The sequence below is a fragment of the Mesorhizobium sp. M0152 genome (assembly GCF_040322415.1).
Classification (GTDB): domain Bacteria; phylum Pseudomonadota; class Alphaproteobacteria; order Rhizobiales; family Rhizobiaceae; genus Mesorhizobium.
The window spans coordinates 146,467-163,541 of sequence record NZ_JAMYTH010000010.1; the positions used below are offsets into that span (position 1 = coordinate 146,467).

General features: G+C 64.1%; 16 protein-coding genes. 8 read left to right on the forward strand and 8 right to left on the reverse strand.

From position 1 onward, the window contains the following. Positions 1-23: 23 nt before the first annotated feature. The 4 genes from NKJ26_RS13520 (at position 24) to NKJ26_RS13535 (ending at position 3,558) form a co-directional block, all read left to right on the forward strand. Positions 24-887 (forward strand): ABC transporter permease, encoded by an 864-nt coding sequence (locus tag NKJ26_RS13520; protein ID WP_352695687.1) that lies wholly within the window; start codon positions 24-26, stop codon positions 885-887. Beyond that, on the forward strand, positions 887-1,699 hold the full coding sequence (locus tag NKJ26_RS13525) for an ABC transporter permease (protein ID WP_352695688.1): 813 nt from the start codon (positions 887-889) through the stop codon (positions 1,697-1,699). Before NKJ26_RS13520 ends, NKJ26_RS13525 begins: the two co-directional genes overlap by 1 nt. Before the next feature lie 10 nt (positions 1,700-1,709). Beyond that, complete coding sequence (locus NKJ26_RS13530; protein ID WP_352695690.1) at positions 1,710-2,471, forward strand: SDR family NAD(P)-dependent oxidoreductase; 762 nt, start codon at positions 1,710-1,712, stop codon at positions 2,469-2,471. A gap of 298 nt (positions 2,472-2,769) precedes the next feature. Further along, positions 2,770-3,558 carry a hypothetical protein gene (locus NKJ26_RS13535; RefSeq protein WP_352695692.1) on the forward strand — a complete coding sequence of 263 codons (789 nt, stop codon included), beginning with the start codon at positions 2,770-2,772 and terminating at the stop codon, positions 3,556-3,558. Between the two features lie 68 nt (positions 3,559-3,626). Here the strand turns inward: NKJ26_RS13535 and NKJ26_RS13540 are convergent, their stop codons facing one another. The 8 genes from NKJ26_RS13540 to NKJ26_RS13575 all read right to left on the reverse strand — a co-directional run bounded on the left by NKJ26_RS13540 (position 3,627) and on the right by NKJ26_RS13575 (position 11,872). Then, positions 3,627-5,135 (reverse strand): aldehyde dehydrogenase family protein, encoded by a 1,509-nt coding sequence (locus tag NKJ26_RS13540; RefSeq protein ID WP_352695693.1) that lies wholly within the window; start codon positions 5,133-5,135, stop codon positions 3,627-3,629. A 162-nt stretch (positions 5,136-5,297) separates the two neighbouring features. Then, on the reverse strand, positions 5,298-5,642 hold the full coding sequence (locus NKJ26_RS13545) for a cupin domain-containing protein (protein WP_352602840.1): 345 nt from the start codon (positions 5,640-5,642) through the stop codon (positions 5,298-5,300). A 90-nt stretch (positions 5,643-5,732) separates the two neighbouring features. Then, the gene (locus tag NKJ26_RS13550) at positions 5,733-6,083 is read right to left on the reverse strand and encodes a cupin domain-containing protein (RefSeq protein WP_352602838.1); all 351 of its coding nucleotides are present in this window, start codon (positions 6,081-6,083) and stop codon (positions 5,733-5,735) included. 229 nt (positions 6,084-6,312) lie between these two features. Then, the gene (locus tag NKJ26_RS13555; protein WP_352695695.1) at positions 6,313-7,587 is read right to left on the reverse strand and encodes a glycosyltransferase; all 1,275 of its coding nucleotides are present in this window, start codon (positions 7,585-7,587) and stop codon (positions 6,313-6,315) included. 11 nt (positions 7,588-7,598) lie between these two features. Beyond that, positions 7,599-8,672, reverse strand: coding sequence for an ABC transporter ATP-binding protein (locus NKJ26_RS13560; protein ID WP_352695696.1), 1,074 nt, complete (start codon positions 8,670-8,672; stop codon positions 7,599-7,601). Further along, positions 8,669-9,460 carry an ABC transporter permease gene (locus NKJ26_RS13565; RefSeq protein ID WP_352695698.1) on the reverse strand — a complete coding sequence of 264 codons (792 nt, stop codon included), beginning with the start codon at positions 9,458-9,460 and terminating at the stop codon, positions 8,669-8,671. Before NKJ26_RS13565 ends, NKJ26_RS13560 begins: the two co-directional genes overlap by 4 nt. A gap of 225 nt (positions 9,461-9,685) precedes the next feature. Continuing rightward, entirely contained in the window at positions 9,686-10,528 is an 843-nt protein-coding gene (locus NKJ26_RS13570) for an ABC transporter permease (protein ID WP_352605957.1), read from the reverse strand. A gap of 279 nt (positions 10,529-10,807) precedes the next feature. Continuing rightward, positions 10,808-11,872 (reverse strand): polyamine ABC transporter substrate-binding protein, encoded by a 1,065-nt coding sequence (locus NKJ26_RS13575; protein WP_352695699.1) that lies wholly within the window; start codon positions 11,870-11,872, stop codon positions 10,808-10,810. A 237-nt stretch (positions 11,873-12,109) separates the two neighbouring features. Here NKJ26_RS13575 and NKJ26_RS13580 point away from each other — a divergent pair, with 237 nt between their 5' ends. From NKJ26_RS13580 to NKJ26_RS13595, 4 genes are read left to right on the forward strand one after another with little or no spacing between them, the layout of a single operon-like run. Continuing rightward, positions 12,110-13,048: a GntR family transcriptional regulator gene (locus NKJ26_RS13580; protein WP_352695700.1), complete on the forward strand. Its 939-nt coding sequence runs from the start codon at positions 12,110-12,112 to the stop codon at positions 13,046-13,048. 10 nt (positions 13,049-13,058) lie between these two features. Beyond that, positions 13,059-14,342 carry a glycosyltransferase gene (locus tag NKJ26_RS13585; protein ID WP_352695701.1) on the forward strand — a complete coding sequence of 428 codons (1,284 nt, stop codon included), beginning with the start codon at positions 13,059-13,061 and terminating at the stop codon, positions 14,340-14,342. Positions 14,343-14,347: 5 nt separating this feature from the next. Next, on the forward strand, positions 14,348-15,718 hold the full coding sequence (locus tag NKJ26_RS13590) for a glutamine synthetase family protein (RefSeq protein WP_352695733.1): 1,371 nt from the start codon (positions 14,348-14,350) through the stop codon (positions 15,716-15,718). A 2-nt stretch (positions 15,719-15,720) separates the two neighbouring features. Beyond that, on the forward strand, positions 15,721-17,019 hold the full coding sequence (locus NKJ26_RS13595) for an NAD(P)/FAD-dependent oxidoreductase (protein ID WP_352695703.1): 1,299 nt from the start codon (positions 15,721-15,723) through the stop codon (positions 17,017-17,019). The last annotated feature ends 56 nt before the right edge of the window (positions 17,020-17,075 follow it).

The following is a 17,075-nucleotide window of genomic DNA, read 5'->3' on the forward strand; positions in this document are numbered from 1 at the left end:
CCGGCACCGGGGCGAATCTTTCAATGCGTGGCAATGTCCTTCGCAAAAATCTGCTGACGGCCATGCTGCTCGCTCCGGCGACGGCGTGGCTGGTGGTGTTTCTGGTGCTGCCGTTCGTAGCCATCGCCGTGTTCAGCGTCGGCGAGCGGGCACCGGAGGGCGGCTATCAGGCGGCCTTCACGATGGCGCAATATGCCAACCTTCCGGCGCGGGCGACCGCCTTCTGGAATACCATGGTGCTGGCGCCGGCAGGGGCGCTCGCCTGCCTGCTGGTCGCCTATCCGGTCGCCTATTATCTTGCCCTCCGCGCGCCGGCGCGCTGGCGGCTGATCCTGCTGGCGCTGGTCGTCATTCCGTTCTGGACCAGCCTTTTGATGCGGACCTACGCCTGGATGTACATTCTGGGCGGGCGCGGCATCCCGGCGCTGCTCGCCTTTGCCGGCATCGAGGATGTCAGGCTGATCAACACGCCAGGCGCTGTCCTGCTCGGCATCGTCTATGGCTATCTGCCGCTGATGATCCTGCCGATCTATGTCAGCCTCGAACGGCTCGATCGCCGGCTGCTGGAGGCTTCCGCCGATCTCGGCGCGACACCGCTTTCGACTTTCCTGGGCGTGACCCTGAAACTGTCGCTGCCGGGCGTGATGACCGGTTTCTCACTGGTGATGATCCTGCTACTCGGCGAATATCTGATCCCGACGCTGCTGGGCGGCGGCAAAGTGTTCTTCATCGGCAATGCGCTGGTCGATCTGTTTCTGCAGTCGCGCAACTGGCCGTTCGGGTCGGCGATCGCGATCACGCTGGTGCTGGTTTCGGTGGTGGTCCTGATTGCCGCCAACCGCATCTCGACCCGCGTCTCGGGCGCCCGCCGGGTGGATCTGATCTGATGCGCGCCTTCGTCATTGCCGTTTTCGCCTTCCTCTATCTGCCGATAGCGCTGGTCGTGCTGTTCTCCTTCAACGCCGGTCATCATGCCAGCGAGTTCACCGGCTTCTCCGTGCAATGGTACGGCAAGGCGCTGGCGAACCCGTTCCTGGTCGAGGCGCTGAAGAACAGCCTGTTCATCGCCACCACCAGCGCCTCGCTGGCGGCGGTGTTCGGCACGGCGGCAGCCCTTGGCCTCGCGCGCGTCAGGGTGCGGACCCGCGCTGTGTTCGACGCGCTGCTCGGTGCGGCGATCGTCGTTCCTGGCGTCGTCATCGGCATTTCGACACTGGTTGCGCTGGTCCAGCTGTTCGCGGTGGTCAATCCGTTCCTCGCCTCGATCTGGCCTGACGACCAGCCGCCGCGCCTGTCGCTGGGCTACGGATCGATCATCGCGGCGCACGGCCTGTTCTCGATGGCGCTGGTGACGATGATCGTCGGCACGCGCCTCGGCAGCCTCGACCGCAATCTGGTCGAGGCTTCGAGCGATCTCTACGCCACGCCGCTGACGACGTTCCGCTCGATCGTGCTGCCGCAGATCATGCCGGCGGTGGTCGCCGGCTTCCTTCTCGCCTTCACCTTCTCCTTCGACGATTTCATCGTCGCCTTCTTCGTCGCCGGCGCCCAGACGACGCTGCCGATCTATGTCTTCGCGTCGATCCGGCGCGGCGTGACGCCGGAGATCAATGCCATCGCGACGATCGTGCTCGTCGCTTCCGTGCTGCTCGTGGTGCTCGCCCAATGGCAATTGCGCCAGCGCAAACCGTCAAACTGAAAGCCGCATCATGATCCTCAAAGACCGCATCGCCGTGGTGACAGGCGCCGGCTCCGGCATCGGCCGCGCCGGCGCCATGATCATGGGCAGGGAAGGCGCCGTGGTTGTCATCGCCGACAGGGATCATTCTGCCGGCGAGGCAACGGCGCTGGACATCCGTATAGCGGGCGGGCGGGCCGAGGCGGTTGCTACCGACGTCGCGGATGACGCGGCGGTCGAGCGGCTTATTGCCGGCACGCTCGACAAGCATGGGCGTATCGACATCCTGCACAACCACGCCGGAATCCAGGTCGGCGGCACGCTGACCGAAGTCGAGACCGGCGGCATGGATGCCTCGTGGCGGATCAATGTGCGGGCGCAGTTCCTCGCGGCCAGGCTGGTCATGCCGTCGATGGTCGCACGCGGCGGCGGCGTCATCCTCAACACGGCCTCCAATTCGGGCGTGTTCTACGACCGCGAAATGATCGCCTACGCGACATCGAAACATGCGGTGGTGGCAATGACCCGGCAGATGTCGCTCGACTATGCCAAGCACAATGTGCGCGTCAATGCGCTCTGTCCGGGCTGGGTCGACACGCCGTTCAACGAGCCGTTCATCGCCCAGATGGGCGGACGGGAAGCGATCGAAAACTATGTACGCACCAAGATCCCGATGGGGCGCTGGGCCATAGCCGAAGAGATTGCCGAAGCGATCCTGTTTCTCGTCTCCGACCGTTCCTCATTCATGACCGGTCAGGCGCTGGTGATCGACGGCGGCGAAAGCATCGGTTGAGGTCCCTGGTTTCATCCGCCGACGTTCCTTTTCAACGCCTTTCCGACCCGTTCCCTGCTATTGCACGATGCCCCTGGCCGGCTGCTAGGACCATGGTCTGATCGGCATGGGACTTCAGTGCCATGCAGCTCCGATGGCGCCGATCGCTGTTTAAAATCAGCCGCTTAGCTGGTCGGCTTGCCGGATGCTCGCGTATTGCGACCGCATTTGTCTAAAGTTTACTCCGTAAAATTAGCGGTTTCTCATAGGACGCTGGTTCAGCAGTTGTGCGAACACGGCGAATCCCGAGGAGACCACCATGACAAACCGGAAAACCCTGTTGGCAGCGCTTGCCGCATTGTCGCTTCTGGCGTCTCCGGCACTCGCCGGAGCCGGCGGCAACGGGCATGGCAATGGCGGCGGCAATGGCGGTGGTCATAGCGGCGGCAATGGCAATGGTGGCAACCACGGCAACAGCGGCGCTTCGCACGGTAAGACCTCCTCGGCCCGGGGGCAGGTAGCCAAGACGGAAAAGACCAACACCACGGTCGATACCACAAAGGTCTCGTCCGTGCCCAAGGACAAGAACATCCACGCCAAACTCGGCCGGCTGAACTCGCTGCAGCGCAACATCAACGCCTACATGAATTCCAAGAGCAAGAAGTTCGCTGCCATTCAGGCTTTCGTGACGCAATCCGCGAAAGCCAAGGTCGCCCAGGCCGCGGCTGCCACGGCCGCCGCAACAGCGGCCGCCGCCCAGGCTGAGCTGGATTCGCTGAATTCGCAGCTGGATGCGCTGACGTCGCTGACGGCCGATCAGATTGCCGCCATGACGCCCGAACAGCAAGCGGCCCTGCCTGGGCAGATATCGGCTCTGGAGGCCGAGGTCACAGCCCAGCAGGCCGTGGTTGACGCCGACAATGCGGCCGCCGCCGATGCCGAAGCCGCGGCTGCCGAGACAGCGGTCGGCACCGATGATACATCGCTCGACGCGGCGCTGACGGACATGGCTAACAAGCCCGTCGACGCAGATGTCACCGCCTGGGCCCAAGGCGTCCTTGCCGGCAAGATCGACGAGACGGCCGCGGCAATGCAACCGACGCCGTAGCATCGCCGGCTGAGACGTCGGCAGCCGTCAAAGCCGATGTCGCGCGCTGGTCGGCGGCATCGCAGGCTTCACACGTGCCTGCGGCCGCCGGCCTCGCGGAACCAGCTGTCGGGATAGGGATACCACCATTCCTGGATTGCCGGTTTGTGGTCGATGATCACCATCTTCGAGCGGCGGAAGGCGTCGAGTCCCTGGCGCCCGAGCTCGCGGCCGAGGCCCGAGGCCTTCCAGCCGCCGAAAGGCAGAGCGTCATTGTCGATCAGCGGGTTGTTGACCCAGACCATGCCGGCTTCGAGCCGCTCGGCGGCCTCATGCGCTTCGGCCAGATCGGTGGTGAAGACCGAGGCGCCGAGCCCGAACGGGCTGTCATTGGCTAGCCGGATCGCCTCGTCGAAATCCTTGACCCGGCAGATCGCGGCAACCGGCCCAAAACACTCCTCGCGCATGATCGCCATCTCCGGGGTGACGCCGGTCAGGATCGTCGGCTCGTAGAACCAGCCGGTGTTGTGTGCGGGCGGAATGCGGCCGCCGGTGACGGCCTTGGCACCATGCGCGATGGCGTCGTCGACCAGGCGCATGACCTTGGCCCTCGCGGCCTCGCTGACCAGCGGGCCGATTTCGCTTCGGTCCATGCCGTTGCCGATGCGCAGCGCCCGCGTCTTTTCGCCGAACAGCTCGACGAAGCGGTCATGCACGGCATCGACGACGAAGAAGCGCTCGGCCGAGGTGCAGACCTGGCCGGTCAGATGGAAGGCGGCGGTGACGCTGCCGGCCGCCGCTATGTCGAGCGGGGCGTGCTGGCTGATGATCAGCGGGTCGCTGCCGCCGGCTTCGATGACGCAAGGCTTCATGCGTTCGGCGCAGGCCATTGCAACCGCCTTGCCGGCGGCGACGGAGCCTGTGAAGGCAACGGCATGGGTGCGGTCGGAAGCGATCAGCGCCTGCGCGGTTGCCGCACCGCCGGGCAGGCAGGAGACGAGGCCTTCGGGCAGCGAGCCGAACACAGTCATGTAGTCCAGCGTCGACAGCGTCGTCGCCTCGGCCGGCTTGATGACGCAGGCATTGCCGGCGGCGAGCGAAGCCGCAACCGTCCAGCACATCAGCAGAATCGGGAAGTTGTACGGCATGATGTGGACGGAGGTGCCGTAGGGCTCGTAGCGGGCATACTGGAACGAACCGGCCTGCGTCGTGCCGGCGATCTTGCCGGCATCGTCGCGTGCCATCTCGGCGTAGTAGCGGAAGATCGGCGCGCAGTTGGCGATCTCGCCGATGGCTTCCGGATAGGGCTTGCCCATCTCGCGCACCATCAGCTCGGCGCAGCGAGTGAAGTCGGCCGCCTCGATGGCGTTGGCGACGGCATGCAGGTGTTTTGCCCGGCTCTTGGCGTCGAGCTTCTTCCAGGCGGCCTGTGCCTTGGTCGCTGCTGAGAGCACTGCGTCGATCTCGCTATCGCTGGGTGCCGAGATGGCGCCGACGGTTTCCAGCGTCGCCGGATCGATCACCGGTTTGTTCGCGCCGGCCATCGGCCGGTAGTCCGGATTGACGAACAAGGTCGGGCGGTCAGGGGAGAAATGCATTTTCGTCCTCCTCCACGTATGGAGCCTTTTTGAGAATTCGCCCTGCCGAGTCAGATGGCGTGGCTTTCGAGAACCGGAGCGCAGCGGACATTTGGGTCCGTGAGCACCGGAAGCGCAGAAAGCTGCGCCAGGTGTCCGGCAGGGCAGAATTATCGGAAAGGTTCAGCGGATCATGTAGACCTTCTTGATGGTCTCGTGGACGGTGCAGACGCCCTTCCAGTCCTGCGGAAAGAAGGCTGCCGTGTCCGGCTCGATCTCGATCACTTCGCCGGATTCATGAACATATGTGCAGCGCCCTTCGAGGAAGTGGCAGAACTCGTCACGGGTGACGTGGCAGTGCCATTTGCCCGGCGTGCAGACCCACAAGCCGCATTCCGAGCGGCCTTCCGGCCCCTTGTAGAGCAGCTTGCCCGAAGTGTGGGATTCGCCCTCGATCATCGTCGGGATGACGCCCCAATCGACGAGGTCTGACATGGCGAGCGGGGATTTCATGATCGGTGTCGTCATATGGATTTCCCTGGAATGGCCTTGTTGCTCAGCGGCCCATGAAGGCCTTGGTCAGTGTTTCGGTGCCGGTATGTCATCAAACTGTGAGGATCAGGCCAGCATGTAGACGTTGCGCATGGTCTCATGCACGGTGCATTCGCCCGTCCAGCCGGCCGGGAACATGGCCACGGTCCCAGCCGAGATTTCCATCACTTCGCCGGCATCCGACCGGTAGGTCGCGCGGCCGGCGATGAAATGGCACAATTCATCGCGCGGGATCGCCAGTCGCCAACGCCCGGGCGTGCAGACCCAGATGCCGGATTCCGGCTGGTTGTTGGGGCCTTTGTGCACGAGCTTGCCGGCGGAGCGCGACGCGCCGTCAAGCGCGTCCGGCTGGGCGCCCCAGTCGACGAGGTCGGTGCGGGTGGAGGCTTGGTGGAGATGCGGGGCGGAGGAGGTCATGGGCGCGCTCCACAATTATGCAGCCGAACGCCGATCCGTCGCCGCTCTACGAGGCCCCCCTCTGTCCTGCCGGACATCTCCCCCTCAAGGGGGGAGATTGGCAGCTTCGTGGGTGGCGCTATTTCAACAACTTTGGCGATTGGCGAAAGCCTCGGTGACATCCAATCTCCACCCTTGAGGGGGAGATGGCCGGCAGGCCAGAGGGGGGCGCCTGGGCTCGATATCTCAATCACAGCAGCGCCTCCAGCAGCCCAGCCGCCTTCTCCGGGCCGTTCTGGGCGCGCATCTGCGCCGACGTCCTCGCCAGCTTCGCTTTCATCGCCGGATCCGTCAGGCAGGTTTCGATCTTGGCGATCAGCTCGGCATCGTTCCAGTCATAGCGCGGCATGCCGAAGCCATGGCCCGTCTCCTCGACCCTTGTCGCGTTGTCGTGGCCGTCCCAGACATAGGGCAAGATGATGGCGGGCTTGCCGAAATAGAGGCACTCGGTGAACGAGTTGTTGCCGCCATGGTGGATGACCGCATCGACCTGCGGGATGACCGAAGGTTGCGGGAACCAACTGTCGACGATGACGTTGGCCGGCACGTCGGTGTATTGGTCCTTGTAGCCGCCGACATTGACCAGCGCACGGTAGCGCGTCTTGCCCAATGTCGCGATGATGCGCTTCAGCAGGTCGACATCGCCGGCACCGAGACTGCCGAACGAGACGTAGAGCAGCGGCCCCTCATTGTTCCCAGCGAAGTCTGGCACCGTGTAGGGCTTTTCCTGCCGCACACAGCCTTCGAGATACTGGAATTTTGCCGGGTCGAGGAGGTGGCGGCGCTTGAACTTCGCCGCTTCGGGATAGAGCAGCAGATTGAGATAGGGCGAGGCTTCGAAGAACTGGCCGATCGGATAGGGCGCCTCGTCGTTGGCGGTGAGGAAGGCGTTGAAATCGTCGTGGATCGGCTTGATCACCGTGTTGAAATGGTCGCGGTAGCGCTGGTGGCCGGCATGATCGTTCTCGCCGCAGCCGGAGAGATGCGGGGGGATGTCCTCGTCCTCGATCTCGTTTTCCGAGCAGGAGATGACGCGCACCCACGGCTTGCCGAACTGCTTGATCGCCGGGAACAGGATGACGTTGTCGACGCAGATCACGTCAGGCTTGATGCTGGCCAGAACGCGCGGCAAATCCTTCTGCGCCCATTTGGCGCTGTCGACGATCGCGGTCCAACAATCCTTCACGTAATTGTCGACCTGGTCATAGGGCGATTTGCGGAAGTTCGGGATATGGCCGTTGATGAAATCCTCCCAGAATTTTGCCATCTGCTCGGGCGGCATCGGTTCGGAGAGGTTCACCGGATGCGCCTCGAAACCGTAGCCCTTGTAGACGTCGACAAAGCCCGGATCGGACAGGAAAACGGCCTTGTGGCCACGCGCCTCGACGGCTTGCGCGATGCCGACGGAATTGAGCGCCGGGCCGTAGGCCGCTTCGGGGAAAAACGCGATCGTCTTCTGCGCCATCAAGCTCTCCTTCATTCTGCGAAAATTCTGACGTCGGCGGCGTCCCAGCCGAGTTCCACCTGGTCCCCCGACGAAACCGGCCTTCGGTCGGCGGCGTCCGCAGTGACACGCACCAGGAACGGCTTTGGCGACAAGGGCGTGCGGACATGCAGTTGCAGGTCGAGCCCCTGATAGGCCAGCGCCTCGACCGTACCGGTGGTGCGGTTGGCGGTCTCACCCGATGGGAACAGCCGGATACGCTCGGGTCGCACCGACGCGACTGCGGAAGCGCCTGACAAGAGCGTGGCGGGAAGCTTGCCGGCGATGCGCGCGCCGTTGGCGGCCATGACGCCATCGGCGGCGGCCTTGCCCGGCACGAAATTCATCACGCCGATGAAGTCGGCGACGAAGCGGTCGGCGGGGTGCTCGTAGATCGCGTGCGGCGTGTCGCATTGCAGCAGCTTTCCGTCTTTCAGCACCGCCATGCGGTCGGCCATCACAAGCGATTCTTCCTGGTCGTGGGTGACGATGACGAAGGTGATGCCGACCTCGTGCTGCAGGCGCTTCAACTCCAGCTGCATGGCGCCGCGCAGCTTCTTGTCGAGCGCACCGAGTGGCTCGTCGAGCAGCAGCAGCCGGGGCCGCTTGACCAGCGCCCGGGCGAGCGCGACGCGCTGCTTCTGGCCGCCGGACAATTGCTCCGGTTTGCGATCGGCAAAGGAGACGAGTTCGGTCGTCGAGAGAATAGCATCGACGCGGGAGCGGATTTCGCTGGCCGGCAAACGCTCCATTTCGAGGCCATAGGACACATTGGCCCGGACGCTCATATGCGGAAACAGCGCATAGGACTGGAACATCAGGTTGACCGGCCGCTTGTTGGGCGGGGTTTTGGCGATGTCGCGGCCATCGAGCAGGATGCGTCCGTCATTGGGCGTCTCGAAACCGGCCAGCATCCGCAGCAGCGTGGTCTTGCCGCAGCCCGATGGGCCGAGCAGGGCGAAGAACTCATTCTCGCGGATATCGAGCGAGATACCGTCGACGGCGGTTACCCGGCCGAAATGCTTCGACACATGATCGATGGCCAGCAGCGTGCGCGGTTCGCTCATTGGCCAATGATCCCCCGATTGAGCCGCTGCGACAGGGTCAGCGCGGTGATCGAGACCGCCATGACGATGGTTGCCAGCGCGTTGATCTCCGGCGTGATGCCGAAGCGGATCATCGCGTAGATCTGCATCGGCAGCGTGGTCGAGGCACGACCGGCGCCTGCGGTGAAGAAGGCGATGATGAACTCGTCGACGGATAGCGTGAAGGCGAGCAGCGCGCCGGCGACCACCGCCGGCAAGATGACGGGCAACGTCACGCGCCGGAAAGTGGTTAGCGCGGAGGCGCCGAGGTCGGCGGAGGCCTCGACGATCGACCAATCGAAACTCTTCAGCCTCGCACGCACCACCGAGCAGACGAAGGCGAGGTTGAAGACGACATGGGCGAGGATGATGGTGTGCAGGCCCATGGTGAGGTTGAGCATGGAAAAGAACGACAGCAGTGCGATCGCCAGCACGATGTCGGGGATGATCATCGGCGCAAAGATCAGTGCTTCGAGACCCTTGCCGTACTGTCGGCGCGTCTCGACGCCGATCGCCAGCAATGTGCCGAGCAACGTGGCGATTGCCGTCGAGACCAGCGCCACGGTCAGCGTGTTGAGCGCGGCGGAGAGGATGGCTGAATTGCCGGCCAGCGACACGTACCATTTCAGTGAAAAACCCGACCACGCCGTCGGCAAGCCGCCCTCGTTGAAGGACAGCGCCACCAGGACGGCGATCGGGATGTAGAGGAAGGCGAAGACGAGAACGAGGATCGTCCGCATGCCCAGGGTGCGAGCGAAGGATTGAGTCATCGCTGGCCTCCGATAGCTTGGAGCCAAGCATGCGGACAGCGTCCTTCTCCCCGTTCACGGGGAGAAGATGCCGGTCCACCCTCCGCAGCTGCAGCACAGCTGCTGCGGAGGACGGGCAGGCAGATGAGGGGCGGCGCTGAGCGTCGCAAAGGCTGTCGCTGCCCCTCATCCGCCCCTTCGGGGCACCTTCTCCCCGTGAACGGGGAGAAGGGAAGAAAAGTGCGCTCAGCCATCGGCGTTACCCTTGGCCTCAGCCGCCCGTCCCGAGGCGCGGTCGGCGGCGAGCGCCTGCGCCATCAACACCAAGAGCATGATGGCGATCAGCGCCATGGCGAGTGCCGCACCGAACGGCCAGTCATTGGCGGTCAGGAACTGGTCGTAGACGAGATTGCCGATCATCTGGAAGCGGCCGCCACCGAGCAGTGCCGGCGTGACGAAATTGCCGATCGACAGCACGAAGACGAAGACGGCGCCGGCAGCGATGCCGGGCACGGTCAGCGGCAGGATGACACGGCGAAAGGTCGTGACGGCGGAAGCGCCGAGGTCACGCGAGGCCTCGGCGAGTTCCGGGTTGAGCCGCGACAGCGGTGCGTAGCAGGCGAGGATGACGAAGGGCAGGTAGTTGTAGACCAGGCCGGCGACAACCGCACCTTCGGTGTAGAGCATCGACGGTGGCTCGCCGGTGTAGCCGAACCAGCGCAGCAATTGGGTGATCAGGCCCTCACGATTGAGCAGCACGATCCAGGCATAGGTGCGGATCAAATAGTTGGACCAGAACGGCAATACGGCGAAGAACAGGAACACCGGCTGCAGCCGGCGCGGGGCCGCCGATATGGCGTAGGCGGCGGCATAGCCGATCACCACCGCGGTCAAGGTCGCCGTGCCGGCGATGCGCGCCGATTTGAGGAAGATGCCGGCATAGAGCGGGTCGAAGACCAGCCCGAAATTCTCCAGAGTGAAAGTGTATTCGATGCCGCCATAGATGCCGCGCCGGAAGAAGGCGAGCGCCAGCACCAGCGCGCATGGCACCACCATCAAGGCCGCGAGCCAGGCCAGCGCCGGGGCCATCAGCAAGGAGGAGCGGGAGGGTTGGTGCTTCACGAAGTACCCCCCTCTGCCCTGCCCGTCCTCCGCAGCAGCTGCGCTGCAGCTGCGGAGGGTGGACCGGGCATCTCCTCCTCAAGGGGGAAGATCAGCAGCTCCAGCCTCTCGCCTGCCTTTGGATTTCGAAGGTTGGCGAAAGCGACGCCACAGCCAATCTCCCCCCTGGAGGGGGAGATGGCCGGCAGGCCAGAGGGGGGCGCCACGGAATGCAAGCTCAATTCCAGGATGCTGTTGGAATAGTCCTTACTGCGCGGCCTTGATCTCGCTGACGATCTTCGAATAATCGCGCTGGGCGTCGCCGACGTCACGCAACTGCTCGAATTTGACGAGGTCGGCCACCGGCATCGCCATGTTGGGGAATTTTGCCAGGAAATCGGCCGGCAGGCTTTCCATCGCCGGCTTGTTCGGCACCTTATAGTCGATGTTCTGCGCCGCCCAGGCATGGTTCTTGGCGTCGAGCATGAAGTTGATGAACTGGAAGGCGGCGTCCTTGTTGGCGGATGCTTTCATCACCACCATCGTGTCGACCCAAAGGTCCGAGCCTTCCTTGGGAATGATGTATTTGATCTCGGGCTTCTCGGCGATGCCGTAATTGCACCAGCCGTCCCAGGCCTGCACCATCAGCGCCTCGCCGGAAACCAGCTTTGAATAGAAGGTGGTGTCGTCATAGGCGAGCAGGGTCTTCTTGGCCGAGATCAGCAGGTCCTTGACCTCGGCGAGCTTGGCCGGATCGGTCTCGTTGACCGAAAAACCCTTGTCGAGCTGGCCGGCGGCCAGCAACCAGCGATCGGTCGCCAGCATGGTGGTCTTGCCCTTGAGGTCGTCGGAAGGCGCGAGCAGGTCGCTCCAGCTCGTCGGCGCGACTTTCACCAGGTCCGAGCGGTAGCAGAGGCCGGTGGTGCCCCAGGTGTAGGGGACGGAGAAAGTGTTGCCGACATCGTGCGGCAGTTTGGTCGCCTGGGGATAGAGATTGACGAGATTGGGAACCTTGGCGTGGTTGATCGGCTCGGTCAGGCCGAGCTTGTTCAGCACCTCGGCGAAGGGCGAAGAGACGAAGACCACGTCATAGCCCTTGCCGCCGGCAGCGATGAGCTTGCCCATGATCTCTTCATTGGTGGCGTGCACCACGACTTCGCCGGAAACACCAGTCGCGGTCTTGAAGGCGGCCATGGCATCTGATGCCATGTAGCCGTCCCAGTTGGAAATGACGAGGTCGGCGGCGTCAGCTGGCGCGGACAGCGCCAAGGCCAGGCCGAGTGCGATTGGAGACGTTCTCAGCGCACGGCGCCGCAGGCTGGTAGCGGTCATGACAGACTCCCATTCCGGTTGATCGTCGAATTCTTCGTCGGACCAATGCTCGCGGCCGTGCCGTCGCCTCGATCCCGTTCCCCTCGGTCTTTTTATCGCCGATTGCCTTAACAGTACTATTGCGGAAAAAAGTACGTCAATCCATAATTTGCCAGGCGACTGAGGAATCTGGCCGATTGCGTCCGTGCTGGTGATCGGTCAAATCAATGCGGTCACGTCCGCTCACCGAGATTAGCCATGCAAGCCGCAGCCCGACGACCTCGCACCAACCATCTCGACCTGGCGCAGCGCATCCTTGATGTGGCGCGGCAGCGTGGCTTCGGGCCCGGCGCGCGCTTGCCCGAGCAGCAGATCGCCTCGCTTTGCAATGTCTCGCGTACGCCGGTGCGGGCGGCGCTCGGCCTGCTCGCAGAACAGGGCGTCGTTCGCTGGCAGGCAGATTCAGGTTATCACCTGGCGATCGATCTCGCCGCGCAGCCCGCTATATCAGCCGAACTGCCCAGCGCCGAGGAGGATGAGCTCGCCGAGGCGATCCTGCGCGACCGCTCGGCGCGGCGGCTGGACCAGACGGTGACAGTCGCGGGGCTGATGCGACGGTATAGTGCCGAACGCAAGACGGTACTAAAAGCGCTTAACAAACTAACGGAAGAGAACCTGCTGGACCGTGCCCCCGGCCAATCCTGGCTTTTCCGCCGCGCGCCTGACGATCCCGAGGCGCAAGGCGAAAGCTATGAGTTTCGCCTGTTGCTGGAGCCCGCCGCGATCTTGACGCCAGGGTTCCGTGTGGACGGAGCGCGGGCGGCGGCATTGCGCTTGGGCATGGAGGCGCTGATCGCACTTCCGGACGCGGCATTCGACACGCGCGAGTTCCAGCGGCTGGACATCGATTTTCACGGCATGATCGCCGAGGGCTGCGCCAACCGCTTCGTTGCCGATGCGCTGGCCGATCATCTCAGGCTGCGCCGGCTGCCGGGCATCTATGCCGGCGTCAACGTCTTTCGCTTGCGGCAATCGCTGCGCGAACACCTCAACATACTCGACCATCTCGAAAGCCGGCAGTATGAGGTGGCTGCCGATCTGCTTCGCATCCACCTGCGGCTTTCCCGCAACCAGCGACCGCAAGCGGCCAGCCGCGGGGCGCCCGCACTGTTCGGCATGATCAGCCGGCCGGAATGACGAGGATTAATTGACGCGTAAAGCCAGCCCGACCATCGCGCTGTTTCCGGAAGCAAGCTTCGGCGCGGCGTTGAACTGCGTCGGCATCGCGCAGGCGCTGCGCGCCCGGGGCGCGCGGCCCGTCTTCATCTGCCATGCCGGTTTTTCCGGCGTCTTTGCCGACTACGGTTTCCAGGAATACCAGCTGCCCACCGACGAGCCGCTGAGCGACAGCGAGCGCCAGAGCTACTGGCAGGCCTTCGTGCGCCGGCATCTGCCGCATTTCAGGCTGAGCCCGATCGATCAGCTCGAAACCTATGTCGCGCCGACCTGGCAAGCGATCGTCGACACGGCGATCAATGCCGAAGCGCCGCTGCGCCAATTGCTGGCGCGGCTGAAGCCCGACGCGGTGGTGCTCGACAACGTCATCATGTTCCCGGCGATATCGGCCGCAGGCTGTCCCTGGGTGCGTGTCGTCTCCTGCGCCGAGACCGAGTTGCCGGATGCACAAGTGCCGCCCTACCTCTCGGGCCTCGCCGCCGACGACCCGCAACGCGCGGCGTTCGAGGCCCGCTATCTCAAGGCCTGCGCGCCGGCGCATGACCGCTTCAACCGCTTTCGGACGGATGCCGGCCTGGCGCCGCTGCCCAAGGGCCTGTTTTTGGAAAGCTCGCCCGACCTCAATTTGCTGCTGACGCCGTCGATCGTGCGTCGCGAGCGCGCCGAGCCGCTCGACCCGGACCGCTTCGTCTATCTCGAAGGCTGCGTGCGTTCGGAAGGGCCGTTCGAGGTGCCGGTGTTTCCGCGCAACAAAGGGCCGCTGGTCTATCTCAGCTTCGGCAGTCTCGGCGCCATGGATGTCGGGCTGATCGAGCGCATGCTCGCCGTCTTCGACAGGCTGCCGGCGCGCTTCATCGTCAATGCCGGCGGCCTGCGTGATACCTATCGCGCGGTGCCCGACAATGTCTATCTCGACGCCTGGTTTCCGCAGCCCTCGGTGGTGGCGAAATCGGACCTGTTCATCCATCACGGCGGCAACAACAGCTTTTGCGAGGCACTGCGTTTCGGCGTGCCGTCGCTGATCATGCCCTATTGCTGGGACGGCCACGACAATGCACGCCGCGCCGAAGAGACCGGCACCGGCGATCATATCGGCCGTGACGGCTGGACCGAAGGAGTATTGGAGAGAGCCATTCTCGGCCTGCTGGCCGACGATGCCATGCGCGCCCGCCTTAGGGACAATGCAGCCAAGATGGCGCTGAAACCCGGAACGGAAGTGGCCGCGCAAGCCATACTCTCTCTGATACGGACATGAACGAAATGCTCGACAAGAACACGAATACCGCAACCAACGACCCCAAAGCCTGGCTGACCGAGCACGACATAACGGAGGTCGAGTGCCTGGTGCCGGACATGAACGGCGTCCTGCGCGGCAAGGCCTTGCCGACGGCCAAGTTCCTCACGGCGCTGGAAGACCGTGCGCTCTATCTGCCGAGCAGCGCCTTCCTGGTCAGCATCGACGGCCGTTATTCCGGCTCGATCGACGAGGGTTTTGCGTATTCGGACCCGGATATGCGTATGGTGCCCGATGTTTCAACGCTTTGCCTGGCGTCCGGCGCCGGCGCGGGCAAGGCCTATGTCTTCGCCGATGCCTTTCATATGGACGACCGGCCATGGATGGCCTCGCCGCGCCATGTGCTACGGGCCGTGGTCGATCTCTACCGCCGGCGGGGCTGGCGGGCGGTGGTGGCGCCTGAGGTGGAATTCTACCTCACGGCGCCCAATTCCGATCCGGACCAGCCGCTGACGGCACCGGTCGGCGCCAATGGCCGCACTGAAACCGTGCAGCATCCCTACGACATGGTGGCGCTCGAGGAATACGAGCCGGTGGTCCGGCGCATCTATGACTATGCGGCGGCCGCCGGACTGCCACTCGATACCTTGATCCATGAATCGGGGCCGGGTCAGCTGGAGATCAATTTCCTGCATGGCGACGCGCTGCCGCTGGCCGACAAGGTGCTGCTGTTCAAGCGGCTGACGCGCCAGGCCGCGCAGCAATGCGGCATGCATGCCACCTTCATGGCCAAGCCGATCGCGGCACAGGCCGGCAGCTCGATGCATCTGCATATGTCTGTCATCGACGAGGCCGGCAAGACGCTGTTCGCCGGCAGCGACGATGCCGATACCGCGATGTTCGGCCATTTCATCGGCGGCTTGCAGAAATACATTCCCGAGATCATGCCGTTGTTTGCGCCCAACGTGAACTCGTTCCGACGCGTCAGACCGAACCACAGCGCGCCGGCCAACATCGAGTGGTCGCATGACAACCGCTCCTGCGGCCTGCGCGTGCCGGCCGGCGGGCGCGCCGCGCGGCGGGTGGAGAACCGACTGCCGGGTGCCGATTGCAATCCCTATCTGGCAATCGCCGGCTCGCTTCTGGCGGGTTATCTCGGAGTCGAGCAGAAGCTGGCGCGCTCGGCGGAAGCCACGGGCAATGCCTACAAGATCAAGAGCACGCTGCCGAAAACCATGGAGGAGGCGCTCGACCGTTTCGAGGCTTGTGAGCCGGTGCGAGCATTGCTCGGCGAGGATTTCTTCCAGACTTATCTGCGAGTCAAGAGCGTCGAGCTCGACCTGTTCCAGAGCGTGGTGACCAGCTGGGAACGCGATCACCTGCTCTTGAAGGTGTGATCATGGCATCTTCAACGGGTTTCAATTCCGACCTTGATATCGGCAGATCCTACTATGTCGCCACCGCCAATCCGGCGCCGGACCATCCGGCGCTTGTCGGCGATGTCGAGGCCGACCTGGTGGTCGTCGGTGGTGGCTGCACCGGCCTGTCGGCCGCCCTTCACGCCGCCGAACGCGGCTTGAAGGTGGTGCTGCTCGAAGGCGGCAAGATTGGCTGGGGCGCTTCGGGCCGCAATGGCGGCCAGATGATCCCCGGGCTGCGCAAGGGTGCCAAAGGCCTGGTCAAGCTTTACGGGCCCGAACGGGCAAAGGCGCTGTTCGACCTCGCCTTCGAGGCACGCGGCCTGGTGCTCGACATCATCGAGCGCCATGCCATCGACTGCGACCTCAGGCTGACCGGCCATCTGGTCGGCGCGGTCAACGTCTCCGATCTCCGGGATCTGGAGGAAGAGGCGAAATGCCTCGAGAGCGAGATGAAATTCCGCGACGTCGAGATCCTGTCGGCGGCGCAGGCGCGGGCCAAGGTCGACACGCCCTATCACGGGGCGATGTACGAGCCGCTCGGCGGTCATATGCATCCCTTGAACTACACGCTCGGGCTTGCCCGCGCGGCGGTGGCCACCGGCGTCGTCATCCACGAGAATTCCGTGGCGGTGAAGCTGGAGCGCGAGCCTTCGATCCGGATCTCGACATCAAAGGGGTCGGTGCGGGCAAAACATGTCGTGCTGGCGGGCGACGCGCTGCTCAATGGGCTGGAGCCGCGCGTCAACAGCCGCATCATGCCGGTCGGCAATTACATCGTCGCCACCGAGCCGCTGGAGGGCAAGCGCAACGTCATCCCGGCCAATGTCGCGGTGTCCGACACACGCTTCGTCGTCAACTATTACCGCATGTCGGCGGATGGCCGCCTGCTGTTCGGCGGTGGCGAGCGCTACACGCCGTCGCCGCCGGCCGACATTGCCGGTTTCGTGCGGCCGCATATGGAAGGCACCTTCCCGCAACTCAAGGGCTGCCGCATCGATCATGCCTGGGGTGGGCTGGTGTCGGTGACGACGTCGCGGCTGCCGCATGTCGGGCACTATGGCGAGGTCTATTTCGCGCATGGCTATTCCGGCAAGGGCGTCATCCTGTCGACGCTGTCAGGCAAGCTCCTGGCCGAGGCGATCACCGGCGATGCCGCGCGGCTCGATTTGTTCTCGACGCTGACCCCGCTGCCGTTCCCCGGCGGCACCGCCCTGCGCGGTCCGCTCTATGTGCTGGGGATGCTGTGGTACGCGATGCGGGATCGCATCAAGCATTGAGGAGGTTTGGGTCGCGAGATGTTCCCGGACGCCGGCGCGAAGGAATGCCACGTTCG